Annotated in this window: 12 protein-coding genes; 5 read left to right on the forward strand and 7 right to left on the reverse strand. The window is 67.8% G+C overall.

Going from position 1 to position 12,693, the window contains the following annotated elements:
• Positions 1–178 precede the first annotated feature (178 nt).
• The 3 genes from YM304_RS01930 (at position 179) to YM304_RS01940 (ending at position 2,155) form a co-directional block, all read left to right on the forward strand.
• Entirely contained in the window at positions 179–514 is a 336-nt protein-coding gene (locus YM304_RS01930; protein WP_015439939.1) for a putative quinol monooxygenase, read from the forward strand.
• Positions 515–584: 70 nt separating this feature from the next.
• The gene (locus tag YM304_RS01935; protein ID WP_015439940.1) at positions 585–1,421 is read left to right on the forward strand and encodes a Bax inhibitor-1/YccA family protein; all 837 of its coding nucleotides are present in this window, start codon (positions 585–587) and stop codon (positions 1,419–1,421) included.
• 32 nt (positions 1,422–1,453) lie between these two features.
• Positions 1,454–2,155: a hypothetical protein gene (locus tag YM304_RS01940; RefSeq protein WP_015439941.1), complete on the forward strand. Its 702-nt coding sequence runs from the start codon at positions 1,454–1,456 to the stop codon at positions 2,153–2,155.
• Positions 2,156–2,170: 15 nt separating this feature from the next.
• Here the strand turns inward: YM304_RS01940 and YM304_RS01945 are convergent, their stop codons facing one another.
• Both YM304_RS01945 and YM304_RS01950 read right to left on the reverse strand, forming a co-directional pair.
• Entirely contained in the window at positions 2,171–3,166 is a 996-nt protein-coding gene (locus tag YM304_RS01945; protein ID WP_015439942.1) for an alpha/beta fold hydrolase, read from the reverse strand.
• A 60-nt stretch (positions 3,167–3,226) separates the two neighbouring features.
• Positions 3,227–4,609 (reverse strand): hypothetical protein, encoded by a 1,383-nt coding sequence (locus tag YM304_RS01950; RefSeq protein ID WP_015439943.1) that lies wholly within the window; start codon positions 4,607–4,609, stop codon positions 3,227–3,229.
• A gap of 60 nt (positions 4,610–4,669) precedes the next feature.
• On the opposite strand from YM304_RS01950, the gene YM304_RS01955 reads away from it, so the two are divergent.
• Together YM304_RS01955 and YM304_RS01960 are read left to right on the forward strand one after the other, a co-directional pair.
• On the forward strand, positions 4,670–5,092 hold the full coding sequence (locus YM304_RS01955; protein ID WP_015439944.1) for a VOC family protein: 423 nt from the start codon (positions 4,670–4,672) through the stop codon (positions 5,090–5,092).
• A gap of 281 nt (positions 5,093–5,373) precedes the next feature.
• Positions 5,374–6,159 (forward strand): Fic family protein, encoded by a 786-nt coding sequence (locus tag YM304_RS01960; protein ID WP_162142018.1) that lies wholly within the window; start codon positions 5,374–5,376, stop codon positions 6,157–6,159.
• Positions 6,160–6,204: 45 nt separating this feature from the next.
• Here the strand turns inward: YM304_RS01960 and YM304_RS01965 are convergent, their stop codons facing one another.
• From YM304_RS01965 to YM304_RS01985, 5 genes are all read right to left on the reverse strand, one after another.
• Positions 6,205–7,332, reverse strand: coding sequence for a hypothetical protein (locus tag YM304_RS01965; protein ID WP_015439946.1), 1,128 nt, complete (start codon positions 7,330–7,332; stop codon positions 6,205–6,207).
• Positions 7,333–7,432: 100 nt separating this feature from the next.
• Complete coding sequence (locus YM304_RS01970) at positions 7,433–8,014, reverse strand: hypothetical protein (RefSeq protein ID WP_015439947.1); 582 nt, start codon at positions 8,012–8,014, stop codon at positions 7,433–7,435.
• Between the two features lie 10 nt (positions 8,015–8,024).
• Positions 8,025–8,915 (reverse strand): DUF455 family protein, encoded by an 891-nt coding sequence (locus YM304_RS01975; protein WP_015439948.1) that lies wholly within the window; start codon positions 8,913–8,915, stop codon positions 8,025–8,027.
• A gap of 59 nt (positions 8,916–8,974) precedes the next feature.
• Complete coding sequence (locus YM304_RS01980; protein WP_015439949.1) at positions 8,975–9,625, reverse strand: hypothetical protein; 651 nt, start codon at positions 9,623–9,625, stop codon at positions 8,975–8,977.
• Between the two features lie 54 nt (positions 9,626–9,679).
• Entirely contained in the window at positions 9,680–12,691 is a 3,012-nt protein-coding gene (locus YM304_RS01985) for a BTAD domain-containing putative transcriptional regulator (protein ID WP_015439950.1), read from the reverse strand.
• Positions 12,692–12,693: the final 2 nt, after the last annotated feature.

A 12,693-nucleotide genomic window follows, 5' to 3' on the forward strand; every position in this document is an offset into this window, starting at 1 on the left:
GCCGCACACCGGGAGACGAGCGTCACGATACCGAGCCATCACAACCGACCAACTCGCGAACGCAGACGGTGCGGCCTGTATCGCTGGTTGAGATGACGGAGAGTTTGGTATCACAAATACAGATGGCAGTATCGACGGGGAAGATAGGTCGGAAGTGAGCGCTGAACAGGGGGAACGCATGACCGATCCGGCGATCGACGCGAACGGCGAGATCGAACTGGCGGTGGTCACGATGCGCTTCGATGCTGTCGACGATGCTGCGTTGCTCGCGATCCTCTCGAAGTACGTCGTGCTCACCCGCATGGTCGACGGGTGCCGCAACGTCGATCTGTGTTCGAGCGTCACCACACCCGGTCGACATCTCGTGATCCAGAAGTGGGACGACGCCGACGCGCAGCGAGCGCACTTCGACTCGCCACTCATGGTCGAGATGGCACAGAGCTGCGTCGGCGTGCTCAGCTCGGCACCCGACATCGACCTGTGGGACGGCACGTCGGCCCACGACCTGCGCTGACCGCAGCGCGTGGCGAACACCGCCCGGAGAGCCCCGGAACAAACGTGGGTGCGGTAGCGTTCAGAGGAGTATGTCGAATCCACTGTTCAACGAAAAGCGGATGAACGAAGACCGCGCCGGCTGGGCCGCCCCAGCGATGGGCTCCTCCATCATCACCGACCCCGGCGCCCCCGCAGGTGCGCCGATCAACGACGGACCCGTCAGCTCCTGGAACAAGGAGGTGATGACGCTCAACGGCACCATCACCGCCACGGCGTCGCTGTTCATCCTCCTCCTCATCTCCGCCGCATTCGGCTGGATGGCCTCGTCGGGCCCCACGCTCGAGAACGGTCAGGAGACCTACCAGTTCCCGGCCATCGCCACGATCGGCATCGTCGTCGGTTTCGTCGCCGTCATCGCGTCGTCGTTCAAGCCGATGTGGGCCAAGTTCCTCGGTCCGGTCTACGCCCTCGCGTACGGCTTCGCCGTCGGCGCCATCTCGCACGGTTACGAGACGTTCTACGACGGGATCGTGCTGCAGGCCGCTGGGGCCACCGTCGCCGTCGTCGCCTCGATGCTGCTGCTCTACGCAACGGGCATCATCAAGGTCACCGAGCGGTTCCGCAAGATCGTCATCGGCGCAACGATGGGCATCATGCTCCTCTACCTGGTGTCGTTCATCATCAACCTCTTCGGTGGTGACGTCGCCTTCCTCCGGAGCGCGAGCCCGCTCGGCATCTTGTTCTCGGTCTTCGTCTGCGGTCTCGCGGCGTTCAACCTGGCGCTCGACTTCGACCTGATCGAACGGGGTGTCGCCCAGCGCTTCCCCAAGGCCTACGAGTGGGTCGCCGCACTCGGCCTCGTGGTCACCATCGTGTGGCTCTACCTCGAGATCCTGCGTCTGCTCGCCAAGCTGCAGCAGCGCTGACGCCCTCGACACCCGAACTCACATCCCCTCGAATGAAACGACGCCGACTGTTCGAAGCAGTCGGCGTCGCCGCGCTCGGGGGAGCGATGGCCGCTGGCGCCGGCTCGCTCGTCGGGCTCACCGTTCCGTTGGCCGCGGTCGGCGCGCTCAACGGCGCGATCTCGGGTTGGCGCGGCGTCTACGAGTGGAGTTGCAGCCGCGGGCTCGTTGCGTTCACCCTCGATTCGACGTGGGGCCTCACCATGACCACCGCGGGGCTGTTCGCCAACGCGGTCGGCATGGCGATGCCCAACTCGGGGTACGCCGCCGAACTCTCGGAGCGACAGAACCGTCACGTCTACCGGCGCGGTTTCATGCCGCGCAAGGGCTTCGCGATCACGCTCGGCAACGTCATCGGCGGTGCCGGTGACATCGAGCGCGAGCGCCGCACTCGCCTCATCACCGACCACGAAGACGTGCACTGCTGGCAGGCCCGCTGGTTCGGGCCGTTCTTCCCGGTGCTCTATGTCGGCTGGATGATCGCCGGGGGTGGGGCCGGGATGGTCATCTGGTTGGTCGCTCGGCGACGCGACCGCTTCACGAAGGTGGTCGAGTCGTCGGCGTACTTCATCAACCCGTTCGAGTGGTGGGCGTACAGCCGCGACGACTACTGGCCGCCGAAGGGCAAGGTCGAGGGAATGGGGTGGAAGCGGCCGTGCTGTCGGCCGCTCGCCGAGGTGAAGCCGCGCAACTGACGCGTCGGTCGGGCGTCAGTCGTCGACGGTGCGCAGCGCGGCGAGCAGCGCTTCGTTGAACTCGCTCGGCTTCTCCTGCTGCGTCCAGTGTCCGGCGTCGGCGATGATCGTCGAGCCGCGGAAGTCGGGGAGCGTGGTCTGCATCGAGTCGACGTACTCCATGCGGTGTGCGATCACCATGTCACGGTCACCGCCGATGAACGCGGTCGGCATCGCCGGCGCGGGCAGATCCTTGGTGAGTTCGTGGTCGGCGTCGAGGTTGCGGTACCAGCTGACCGGACCGAAGAAGCCGGAGTTCGTGAACTGTTCGGTGTAGCGATCGAGATCGGCCTCGGTCATCCACGGCGGGATGCCGTCGGGGGCGGGGCCGTCGGCGGTGGCAGCGTCGAAGAACCCGTTGCCGTCGGCGGGCACGATGTCGGCCACGTCGGGCGGCGTGCGGTACCCCTCGGCGCTGCCGATCCACAGCCACTTGCGCATGCTCTCGCGCGGGTCGGCGTCGAACTCGGCCTCGGCCGGCCCGACGGGTTGGAAGTAGAGCATGTAGAAGAACCGGTCGCCGTAGGTCGCCTCGAACAGTGCGGTCGGCGGCATCGGCCACGGTGTGTACGGCACGCTCACGTTGACGAGGCCGCGGATCCGGTCGGGGTGGAATCGGGCGATGTCCCAGCCGAGGAGCGCTCCCCAGTCGTGGCCGACGTAGAGCGCGTCGTCGGCGCCGACGTCGTCGATCAGTGCCACCAGGTCGGCGCAGAGCCGATCGGAGCGATAGGCGTCGACGTCGCGTGGTGTCGACGAGAACCCGTAGCCGCGCTGGTCGGGGACGAGCACGCGGTATCCCGCGGCGGCGAGGGGCTCGATCTGGTGGCGCCATGAGTACGACGACTCGGGGAAGCCGTGCGCCAATACGACGACCGGGCCGTCGGCCGGTCCGGCGTCGGTCAACTCGATGTCGATCCCGCCGAACTCGCTGGAAGTACGGACACGTCGACGGGAGGCAGGGGCGCTCATCACCCCATCGTCGCGCACCGGACGGTTTGTCTCAGAGACAAACCGTCCGGTGCCGCGGGATCAGAGGTAGTAGCCGGTGATGTCGATGGTCATGTGGGCGCCGTTGCCCGGACCGAAGACCGCTTCGAGTTCACGACTCGAGTTGAGCGTGAACGTACCGGCGTTGCCGATGTTCATGCCGGCTGCCCAGTTGACGGTGGCCGCGGTGATCGCGGTGGTGCCACCCGGGTTGATCGAGAGGAAGCCGGTGTCGCTCGTGCCGATCGCGACGACGTTGCCGACGACGGCGGTCGCGCCGGCCGGGACGGCGTCGGCGGTGACGACGGCGTACGTGTCGACGTCCTTCGAATCGGCCACCGAGATGGTCCGGTTGGAGCCGCCGGTGAACTTGCCGTCGGCTTCCTTGCGGCTGTCGTAGACGCGGAACGGGGTGACCGGGTGGAAGGCGCCACCCGTTTCGCCACCGGCGATCTTGCGCCACTTGTTGGCCTCGTAGCAGTACCACAGCGTGCCGTCGGCGTTGCGAGCGATGGATCCTGCCGCGCCGGTCGAGGTGGCTCCGATCGCGGGTGACGCTGCGGTGAGGTTGGCGATACCGGTGCCGGCTGCGTAGAGGTCGTATCGGGAGCCGCCGCCGACGACGCCGTCGCCCGCATCGGAGGTGCCGTAGACGCCGTCGCCGGTGTCGCTGCCGAGGTTCGCGTTGAACGCACCGCGGATGCCGACCGACCCACGCGCCGAAGCGACGCCCTCGGTGCCGGAGGAATTCGTTCCGTCGGCCACGCCGTACACGCCGCGGCTCTGCGTGCCGGTGGTCTTGCCGTAGACACCGACGCCGGACGAACTCGAGAGCGCCTCGCCGTACACTCCGATACCGCCGACGTTGGTCGCGGTTGCTTCGCCGTAGACACCGGAGCCGTCCGCGCTGACGCCCTGGACACCGTTGCCAAGTTCCGAATATCCGCGCACGCCGGGACCCGTCTGCGTGGCGCTGTCGTGATGGCCGTACACACCCGCCGCGTTGACAGCACCGGTGACGCCGTAGACGCCGGCGCTGTCGGGAGAGCTCGTGGTGCCGTGAACGAACTCGCCGCGAACGCCGTACATCGTTGCTCGTGTGCTGGCGTCGGAGTAGCCGTAGATGGAGGCGTCGCCGGCGCTGTTGCCGCTGCGAACATAGAACGTCGACCCGCCGCTGATCCCGGTCGTGTTGGACGCGACGTTGTTGGCGATCGTGTCGGGGCTGTCGAGGTCGCCGAGGTTCAGGTCACTACCATTGGCGGCGCTGGCCCGCTGGCTCATCGCGATGCCGGCCGCCGCGCCGACCGCTGCAGCGATCGCACCCTTCGACACGAAGTTCCGCCGCGACGTGGAGGCGACGGCCGGCTCGACGACCTCACTTGTTTCGTCCCCGTGTTCGATGTGGTCGAGTTGATCGGTCATGGTGGTCCCCTTCTGGGCGAGTCGATTTCGGGTGTGCTGGATGTGCTACGACCAGAGGCCGTGGAACAACAACCGAAGCTAGTTGGCCTCGAACTCATCGTGCGACGAATTGATTCCGTCATCGACGTGTTCACCGAGTCGTTCGGCTGGGAGGTTGCCTATGACGGGCCTGCTCGTGACGCTCGCGGCCGAGCGGTCGTTTTCGACGCAGGCGACGTCGCGATCACGCTGCTGCAACCCGACGAAGACGGCGACGACATTCTCGCCGACCGAACGCCTCGGCTGAGCCAGCTGGTCGTTGGTGGGGCGGATCCGAACGGCATCGTCGATCGGCTCACCGAGCTGGGCATCCCCACCCACGGCGCCGAACCCGGACGGCGGTTCGTGCCGCCGGAAGCGGTCGAAGGCCTCCTCGGTTTCGAGACCGCACTGATGATCCAGGAGGTCGTTGACGACCCCAGCAGCCCGGCGGTCGTGGAGTGATGTCTGTCGTCCCGCTCGTTCCCCCGACGGACGACGGTCTTCTCGAGCAGCATCGAGGCGTGCGCGTGGAAGCGAGAGACGCCTTGGGAGCGCTTCCAGATGCGGCCAGCGCGGTGTACCGCTGGTGGTCGCGTCGGCGCCTGGTCGAGTCGATCGGCAACCTGTTCCTCGATGATCGACCGTTGCTCATCCCCCCGCATCGACGCCATCTGCACGACAAGTTCACGGGGAGGCTCGATGGATGTCTGACCGCTTTGCGACATGTCGACGCTCGGGTCGAGATGCATCGTCGCGGTCACGTCACCAGCGTGCTCGGCACCGACACTCCATACGTTCTCCACGCGCTCGCGGAGAGTCGCAATCCGGGGGGCTCCGAAACGAATCCCGGGTTGCCTCGTCTCGTCGAGGCGGGGTTCGACCCCACGCAGTCGGCGTTCCTTCCACCGCCGGCTCACGAGTGCGAAGCGTTGGTGAGCGCCTTGGTCGACGTGGCCAACGTCGACGAGGTTCCGGCGATCGTTCGAGCCGGATGGGCGTGCGCGACGCTGCTCGCGGTCCATCCCTTCGTCGATGGCAACGGGCGCACGGCGCGTCTGGTCTTCCAACTCCTCGCCAGTTCCGACGAGGAACTGGGCTTCGACTGGGGCACGGTGGAGCAATGGGCCATGCGGCGCGTACCGTACGTCCGCGCTTTGAAGGCGAGTCAAGCTCCGTCGCTACCCGGCTATGACGGTCGACGGGTCGACACGTCGCCATTCATCGAGTTCGCGGTTCGCACGTCGATCGACGGTGCGGAGGTCGGAGTGCAACGAATGGCGTGGTTCGCCACCGCGTGGGATCTGCTCGCAGGTGAGGTTGACGCCGACAGCGACGACGGCTTGGCGGTGATCGTCGAGTTGACGGTGGGCAGCGCCTGGTCAGCTTCGCTCGCCGAGATCGAGGAGGTCGTCGGCCTTCCGCATGCGACCATCGCCGTCAATCGACTGGTGCGTGACGGTCGGCTGATCTGGGATCGGCGTCGGCTGCTGCGCCTGAGCCCCGATCATCCGCTTCGGGCGTTGCGCTGACCGACCGGACGGTTTGTCTCTGAGACAAACCGTCCGGTGTGGGGTTCAGAGCCAGTAGCCGGTGATGTCGACGGTGAAGTCGATGTTGGTGATGCCGCGAACCAGCACCGTCAGATCGCGGGTGTCGTTGATCTTGAAGATGCCGGCGTTGCCGATCGTCTGCCCTTCCTTCCAGTTGAGTGCGGCGGCGCCGACCGACGTGTCGCCACCGGGGTTGACCGTGGCGAAGCCGTTGCCCACGGCGTTGATCGCGACGATGTTCGCGGAGATCGCCGTGGCGCCCTCCGGCACGGCGTCGGGGATGGTGACCGCGTACGACTCGGGGTCGCGGCCGTCTTTGACCGACAACGTCACGTCGGAACTTCCGGCGATTCCGCCGCTGCCCTCTTCGCGGCTGTCGTAGACACGGAACGGTGTGGCGGGGTGGAATCCGCCAGCGGTGCCAGCGCCGGCGATCTTGCGCCAACTGCCCGGTGTGCCCGACTCGACGCAGTACCAGAGATCGCCGTTGTCGTCGCAGACGAGTTCACCGCGGGTGTGGATGTCGGTGCGTGCGCTCGGTGCATCGCCGTCGTTGTAGAACTCGAGGTTCGCTCGGGCACCCCGGGCGAGGATGCCGGCCGAGCCGCTCCCGCCGCCGTATCCGACCACACCGAACCCGGAGTTCTTGGTGTACCCGTACAGGCCGTTGGCGACCGTCGAGTTCGCATATCCGCCGACCGCCGCTGGATAGCCCGACGAATTGTCGGCTCCGACGATCACGAAACCCTCGGAGTTGTCGCGGACCGTGAAGATGTTCGCGTTGTAGTCGAACGTCAGGAAGCTGTACGCCGGCGGACTCGTGTTCTGATATGCGAGCACGGTGGTCTTGGTGCCGCTGTCGCCCGAGTTGGTCTGTTCGCCGGCGGTGATGGCGTCGGTGTCGGCGGCGGCCACGGGGCCGCCGGACTTGGCGAGCGCCAACGCGGTGCCGCCTGCAGCGGCGCCGGCGGCGAGCTTGAACAGATTGCGACGTGAGCCGTGTGGAACGTCGACGTCGACGGGCTCTGCTTCTCGAGCCGCAGTGTCGTGCGATTCGAGTTGTCGGGCGAGTCGCTCGACCGTTGCTTCCAACTGGGCGATGCGGGTCTCGGCATCGCTCGTCGGGCTGGACGAGTCTTCGATGATGGACATGAGGTGCCTCCTTGTAGCTGGGACACCAGGTTCGCGCGTTTGTGAAGGGGCTCGCGACGGATATTCGAGGCCCGACGTGGCCGTCGGGTGTTTGCCCTGGTCAGCGGCGGGGCAGGTCGGACCAGCCGAGATCGTCGGCGGCCCACAGTTGGTCGAACATGGCGTCGACCTCGTCGGTGAACCCGAAGCGGTTGCGGAAGTTGTACCGGAACCGTTGCTGGTTGACCGAGATCCCGACCCGTTCGAGTCGCCCTGCGCAGTAGGCGTCCCACGACGCGTTCTCCGACAGGCTGAGCTCGGCGTCGGCCGGGGTGTCGGCGAAGTCGGCGCGCATGCGATCGCGGGCGCGCAGCAGCATCCGACCGAGTGACTGCGCCGCCCGATCGGGACTGAACGTGGTGAGGCGCTTCGTGTTCTCGAGTGCACCGCTCTGCGCCCGGATGCTGACCACGGCATCGGACGACGCCGGGCCTACGACGTGTTCGCCGTGTTCGTCGAGGAGCATCGCCGACATCTTGGCGAGCGGGGTCGACTCGTCGACGGCGAGGCGGATCGGGTTGGCGACGCCGAGACGCTCGGCGACGTCTCTCAGCACGGCGGCGATCTCGGCGGGGTCGTAGTCGACGAACGAGAAGACCTCGGGGGTGACCGCGATCTTCGCGGCGGCGTTGGCGGTGGTCATCGCGTGGGGCTCACGCCGGCGTGCTGTCGAGGCTCGCGGTCTCCTGCATCGCGCGCACCGCGGCCTTGCGTTCTTCGAGTGCCATGAGATCCATCTCGGCGATGGTCGCCACCTCGTCGTCGGTGAATCCGGCGAGTTCGCGGAAACGGCGAGCGAGTTGGAACGACGATTCGTCGCTGTCGCTGCGGGCGCCGCCGAAGCTGAACAGCTTGTCGACCACCTGCTGGAACTCGAGCGCCTTGGTGCGCCGGTCGGGGTCGTTCTCGGTGACCTTGCGCAACCAGTCGGAGCCCATCTTCACGTGGGTCACCTCGTCGGCGAGCATCCAGTCTTCGCAGAACTCGAGGAACGGGTCGTCGGCGAGTTGGCCGAACTCCTTCATCTGCGTGAAGACGTCGATGGCGAGACCTTCGAGCGCCCGGTTGACTCCGGCGAGTCGCAACACCGGATCGTTGGAGCAGGCCGCTTCGAAGAGCACGGTGTTCTCTTGGAACTCGCCGAGTTCGGTGCCCATCCAGTCGCTCAGCTTTGCGCTGATCTCGACGTGGCGGGCTTCGTCCCAGGCCTGGCGGGCCATGTCGAGCTTGAGCTCGAAGGGGATCGTGTCGCCCGAGCCATCGCCGGCTTCGAAGTCGTGAGCGGTCCGCCCTGCCCCTTCGAGCGCTTGGATCTCGCCGACCATGATGCCGTGCATCAGGCCTCGTGCTGCGTCGGACGCGTCATGGCGATCGGGCGTGAGGCGGTTGTTCGAACCGCGGCTCTTCGACGACTTGCGGGCCGGCGCGTCGCCCTTGTCGGCGACCGGGATCGCCGATCGCTTGTCGGCGAGACGCGCCGCCATGTTGGTCTGCACGAAGCGCTCGTCGCGAGCGAGGTCTTCGACTGGCAAGAACTGACGCATGTTGTTCCCCTCACAACTCGTTGTGTCGAAACGCTAACCCAAGTCGGGATCGCTGTCGATCAGCCGATGCTGCCCGGCCCGGTGATGCCGCCCGCTTCGACCATGATCGCTTCGAGCGCGGCTTGGTGCCGGGTGGCGCGTTCGACGTGCTCGGGTGTGGTGATCAGCGACTGCAGCATCAGTTCGCCGTCGCACCAGTCGGCGTACTCGTCGTCGAGTGCGTGCCTGAGCGACCGGATCGTCGGCGCATCGGTGATCTGGCTCGTGTTGTTCAGGTGGTACGTGTACGCGGCGATGAACCGCGGGATGAGCACGCGGTAGACACCGACGAGCTTCTCGATCGTGAGCTCGGGCGCCTCGGGTTCGGTCATGGCCGCGATGAAGCGCTCCATGGCCTCGTTGGCCGGAACGGTGAGCCGCTCGGGCTTCATCTCGCGCAGTTCGGGGAGCCGCTTGTGCCACAACTCGGCGTGCCAGGCGTGGTGGTAGCAGTGGGTGCCGAGCCGCATCTTGACGTCGAGTTCGGGGACGGTGGCGACCCAGCCACCGAGCGCCTCGAACAGCTTCATCTCGGTCCACTTGTAGTTGCCGACTCGTCGGGCGGTCTCGGCGACGTCGAACGAGCCGGGCAGGTCGCGCCGATCCCACGGTGCGAACGGAGGTCGCGCCGTCGATTCGGTCGCGGTCGATGAGGTCGTGTCGTCAGCCATCGGTGGCAACAGTAGGTCGTTCTGGACAGGGGGGTGCGGACCAGAACGTTGTTCTCATCGCCAGCGATCGAAGACGCGGTGTGCGTCGCGACCGATGTCGATGCCGTGGTCGGCGAAGCGTTGCGTCATCAACCCGACCGACCGGGCGGCTGCGGCACGGTCACCGCTCGCGCCGAGCGCGGCGACGAAGAGCATCGCCGCTCGCTCGCTCAGCTCGTCGGCGTCGAGTGCTCGTTGCGCCCATCGAGCGGCTTCTTCGGGCTCGCCGCGCGCCGCCACGAGTTCACCGACGCGGCACATCGCGTTGACGGCGAGGGCGCGAAGCCGAGTCCGGGTCAACACGGCCCAGCCGACGTCGAACCCGTGCACGTAGTCGCCGCGGTACAGGTCGAGCGCGGCGCGGTAGCGGTCGAGGGCCCGAGCCGGCGTGCCGGCGTCGTCGGCACGCCGCGCCTCCCCGATCAGCCGTTCGAACTCGTCGACGTCGGTGGCGACGTCGCCGTGCAACGTGACGAGGTCGCCGACGGAGCGCAGGAAATACGGCTCGTTCGAACCGCGCTCCGGCTCGAGCACGCGTTGGAGCCGTGACATCGTCGTGCGGAGATTGGTGTCGGCCTTGTGGTCGTCGTCGTGGTCGCCCCACATCGCGCCGAGGAGTTCGTGTCGGGTGAGACGGCGGCGCTCGGCGAGGAGCGCGAGGAGTTCGCGGACGCGCACGCGTCGGACCCAGTCGGCATCGACGACCTCGACGCCGTTGCGCATCAGCGTGACCGGACCGAGCAGACGGAGCTCGACGGTGTGCGGTGCCTCCGGGCGACGCTGGCCGAGCAGCTCGGCCGCCTGCTCGCTGGCGACCGACCGGCCCTCGGCGACGACCCGACCGAGGTTGCGGTCGAGGTTCGGAATGGCCGCGAGCGCGTCGGTTGCTGCGTCGGTGCCTTCGTGGATCGCGGCGCAGGCCAGCTCGACGAGGTGGTGCGGGAGCACGTGGACGCGCAACACGTTCATCTTCGACCAGGGCAGACGTGCGGCGAGGGTCGCGTCGCCGTCGCGCAGCGCCACCAGCGCGCGCCCGGCATCGAGCGCGATCGTCAGCGACCGGCCCACCCGCATGCGGTCGAGAGTCGGGCGGAAGCCGGGTTGGAGCGCGTAGGCGAGGGGCAGGGCGAGCAGCTGCGCTCGCGATGGCCACACCGGCGAGCGCGTCGTCGCCACCGACGCAGCGAGCATCTCGGCCGCCCGCTCGTCGGATTCGACGACCGCCGCGACCGAGGCAGCGGCGATGTCGCCGAACACCTCCGACCCGCGGTCTTCACTCGGTCCGATCAGACTGTTGGCCAGTTCCGACCGACGACGGGCGGCGGCGTCGTCACCGGCGGCCAGGGCGATCGACGTGGCCACCGAGAGCATCGCGATGACACCCTCTCGGACGCCGCGCGCCTCCATCTCGACGAGCATCGCCTCGACGAACTCGTGGGCGAACTCGGGGCTCTCCTCACCGCGCAGCCACATCGCGTAGGCGACGAACACCTCGTACCCCTCGGGCAGGTCGGCGAGCTGGCTCGGTGTGAGTCCTTCGCCCACCCGCTCCGGGTGGCCCAGGTCGATGAGGCGCTGGCTCATCGACACGATGTGCCCTGCCGGGCCGAGCAGTTCGTAGTCGGCGAGTTCGCGCATCGCGGTGTCGACGTCGCCGACGTGCTGGGCGAGCTGCGAACGGACGTGGGCGAGCGCTCCTCGGGCGAACGGCACGACCTCGGCGAGTTCGACCAGCCGGTCGAGGTGCTCGCCCTCGACCGCATCGCCGTCGAGGTCGGCGAACTGGGCCTGGAACGCACGGTGCAGGGCCAGGGCTTCGAGTTCGGCGTCGCCGTGCCGTCGTGCCGACGCTGCGGCGGCGCGCATGTCGTCGACCATCGCGGGTTCGAGCCCGTTGTGTCGTCGGGCGACGCGCAGGATCTCGAGCAGCGGACCGTCGCGGTCGATCTGTTCGACGAGCCGGGTGACCTCGGCGATGGCGGGTGAGGTCTGGCTGACCGTCGGCGAGTTGATGAATCCGCGGGCGACTTCGCGCGCCCCGATCTCGTCGTTGGCGACGAGGTGCAGACGAATGGCGGCGACGTGGAGGCCACGCTCGTACCGCAGGTCGGCCGCGAGCGAGGCGGCCTTGCGTCGATCGGCGGCGGGATGGTCGCGGGCGAGCGCGTCGCGCAGCAGCGCGTGCAGCCGGTAGGTGCCGTCGGTCCGTCGTTCGACGAGGGGGAGCCCGCGCAGGAGTTCGTCGGCGCCGAAGCGATGGTCGGTGAACAACTCGACGAAGTCGTCGTCGAAGTCGTCGTCGAGCACGGCGAGTCGACGCAGCGCACCGAGCCGGTCGGCGTCGATGCCGGTCAGCACCTCCTCGTGCAGGAAGTCGGCGCTGGCCGACGAACCCGCCGCCAGACGCAGATCGGCGGTGGCAGCGTGACGCGGCAGTTCGATGTCGTCGGCGCCGTCGTCGAGCGTCTGCCGGGCGGCGCGCAGTTCGGTGAGTTCGTCGTCGTCGAGATCGAGTTCGGCGTCGTCGATGGCGAGGACGTTGCGGTGCGCTCGCAGCCGGGCGAGCGGCACGGCGACCTCGTGGCGAGAGAGCAACACCAGATGACCGTTGGACGGGAGTTCGGCGGTGAGCCAGGCGAGCTCACCGACCGCGGCGGATCCGAGCAGGTGGGCGTCGTCGAGCGTGACCGCCAGTTCGTCGGGAGCCGCCGCCCACACGAGGTCGACGAGACTCCGGCGAAGTCGATCGAGCGTCTCGCCGCCGACGGGTTCGCTGCCCGCCTGTCGGAGTACGGCGGTGTGGAGATCGACGGGGTCCTCGATCGCGGTGCTGAGCGGCACGTACAGGTCGCGGCCGCGCGGATCGAGACGGTTGTTCTCGATCGCGAGCGCGATCGCCGAGGTCTTCCCCGCTCCCGCCGGCGCGATCATGGTCGTGACCCGGTGCTCGAAGCGCAGGGCGAGTCGCCGCTCGATCCGCGGCCGCTCGATCAGATGCATGCGTCGGCTCGGCTGCGTCGGATCCATGG

This window comes from Ilumatobacter coccineus YM16-304, from assembly GCF_000348785.1.
GTDB classification, from domain to species: domain Bacteria; phylum Actinomycetota; class Acidimicrobiia; order Acidimicrobiales; family Ilumatobacteraceae; genus Ilumatobacter_A; species Ilumatobacter_A coccineus.

Excerpts from the sequence above, each read along its gene's own strand:
- YM304_RS01930 (WP_015439939.1), top strand. The coding sequence starts at position 179 with ATGACCGATCCGGCGATCGACGCGAACGGCGAGATCGAACTGGCGGTG.
- YM304_RS01935 (WP_015439940.1), top strand. The coding sequence starts at position 585 with ATGTCGAATCCACTGTTCAACGAAAAGCGGATGAACGAAGACCGCGCC.
- YM304_RS01940 (WP_015439941.1), top strand. The coding sequence starts at position 1,454 with ATGAAACGACGCCGACTGTTCGAAGCAGTCGGCGTCGCCGCGCTCGGG.
- YM304_RS01945 (WP_015439942.1), bottom strand. The coding sequence starts at position 3,166 with ATGAGCGCCCCTGCCTCCCGTCGACGTGTCCGTACTTCCAGCGAGTTC.
- YM304_RS01950 (WP_015439943.1), bottom strand. The coding sequence starts at position 4,609 with ATGACCGATCAACTCGACCACATCGAACACGGGGACGAAACAAGTGAG.
- YM304_RS01960 (WP_162142018.1), top strand. The coding sequence starts at position 5,374 with ATGCATCGTCGCGGTCACGTCACCAGCGTGCTCGGCACCGACACTCCA.
- YM304_RS01965 (WP_015439946.1), bottom strand. The coding sequence starts at position 7,332 with ATGTCCATCATCGAAGACTCGTCCAGCCCGACGAGCGATGCCGAGACC.
- YM304_RS01970 (WP_015439947.1), bottom strand. The coding sequence starts at position 8,014 with ATGACCACCGCCAACGCCGCCGCGAAGATCGCGGTCACCCCCGAGGTC.
- YM304_RS01975 (WP_015439948.1), bottom strand. The coding sequence starts at position 8,915 with ATGCGTCAGTTCTTGCCAGTCGAAGACCTCGCTCGCGACGAGCGCTTC.
- YM304_RS01980 (WP_015439949.1), bottom strand. The coding sequence starts at position 9,625 with ATGGCTGACGACACGACCTCATCGACCGCGACCGAATCGACGGCGCGA.
- YM304_RS01985 (WP_015439950.1), bottom strand. The coding sequence starts at position 12,691 with ATGGATCCGACGCAGCCGAGCCGACGCATGCATCTGATCGAGCGGCCG.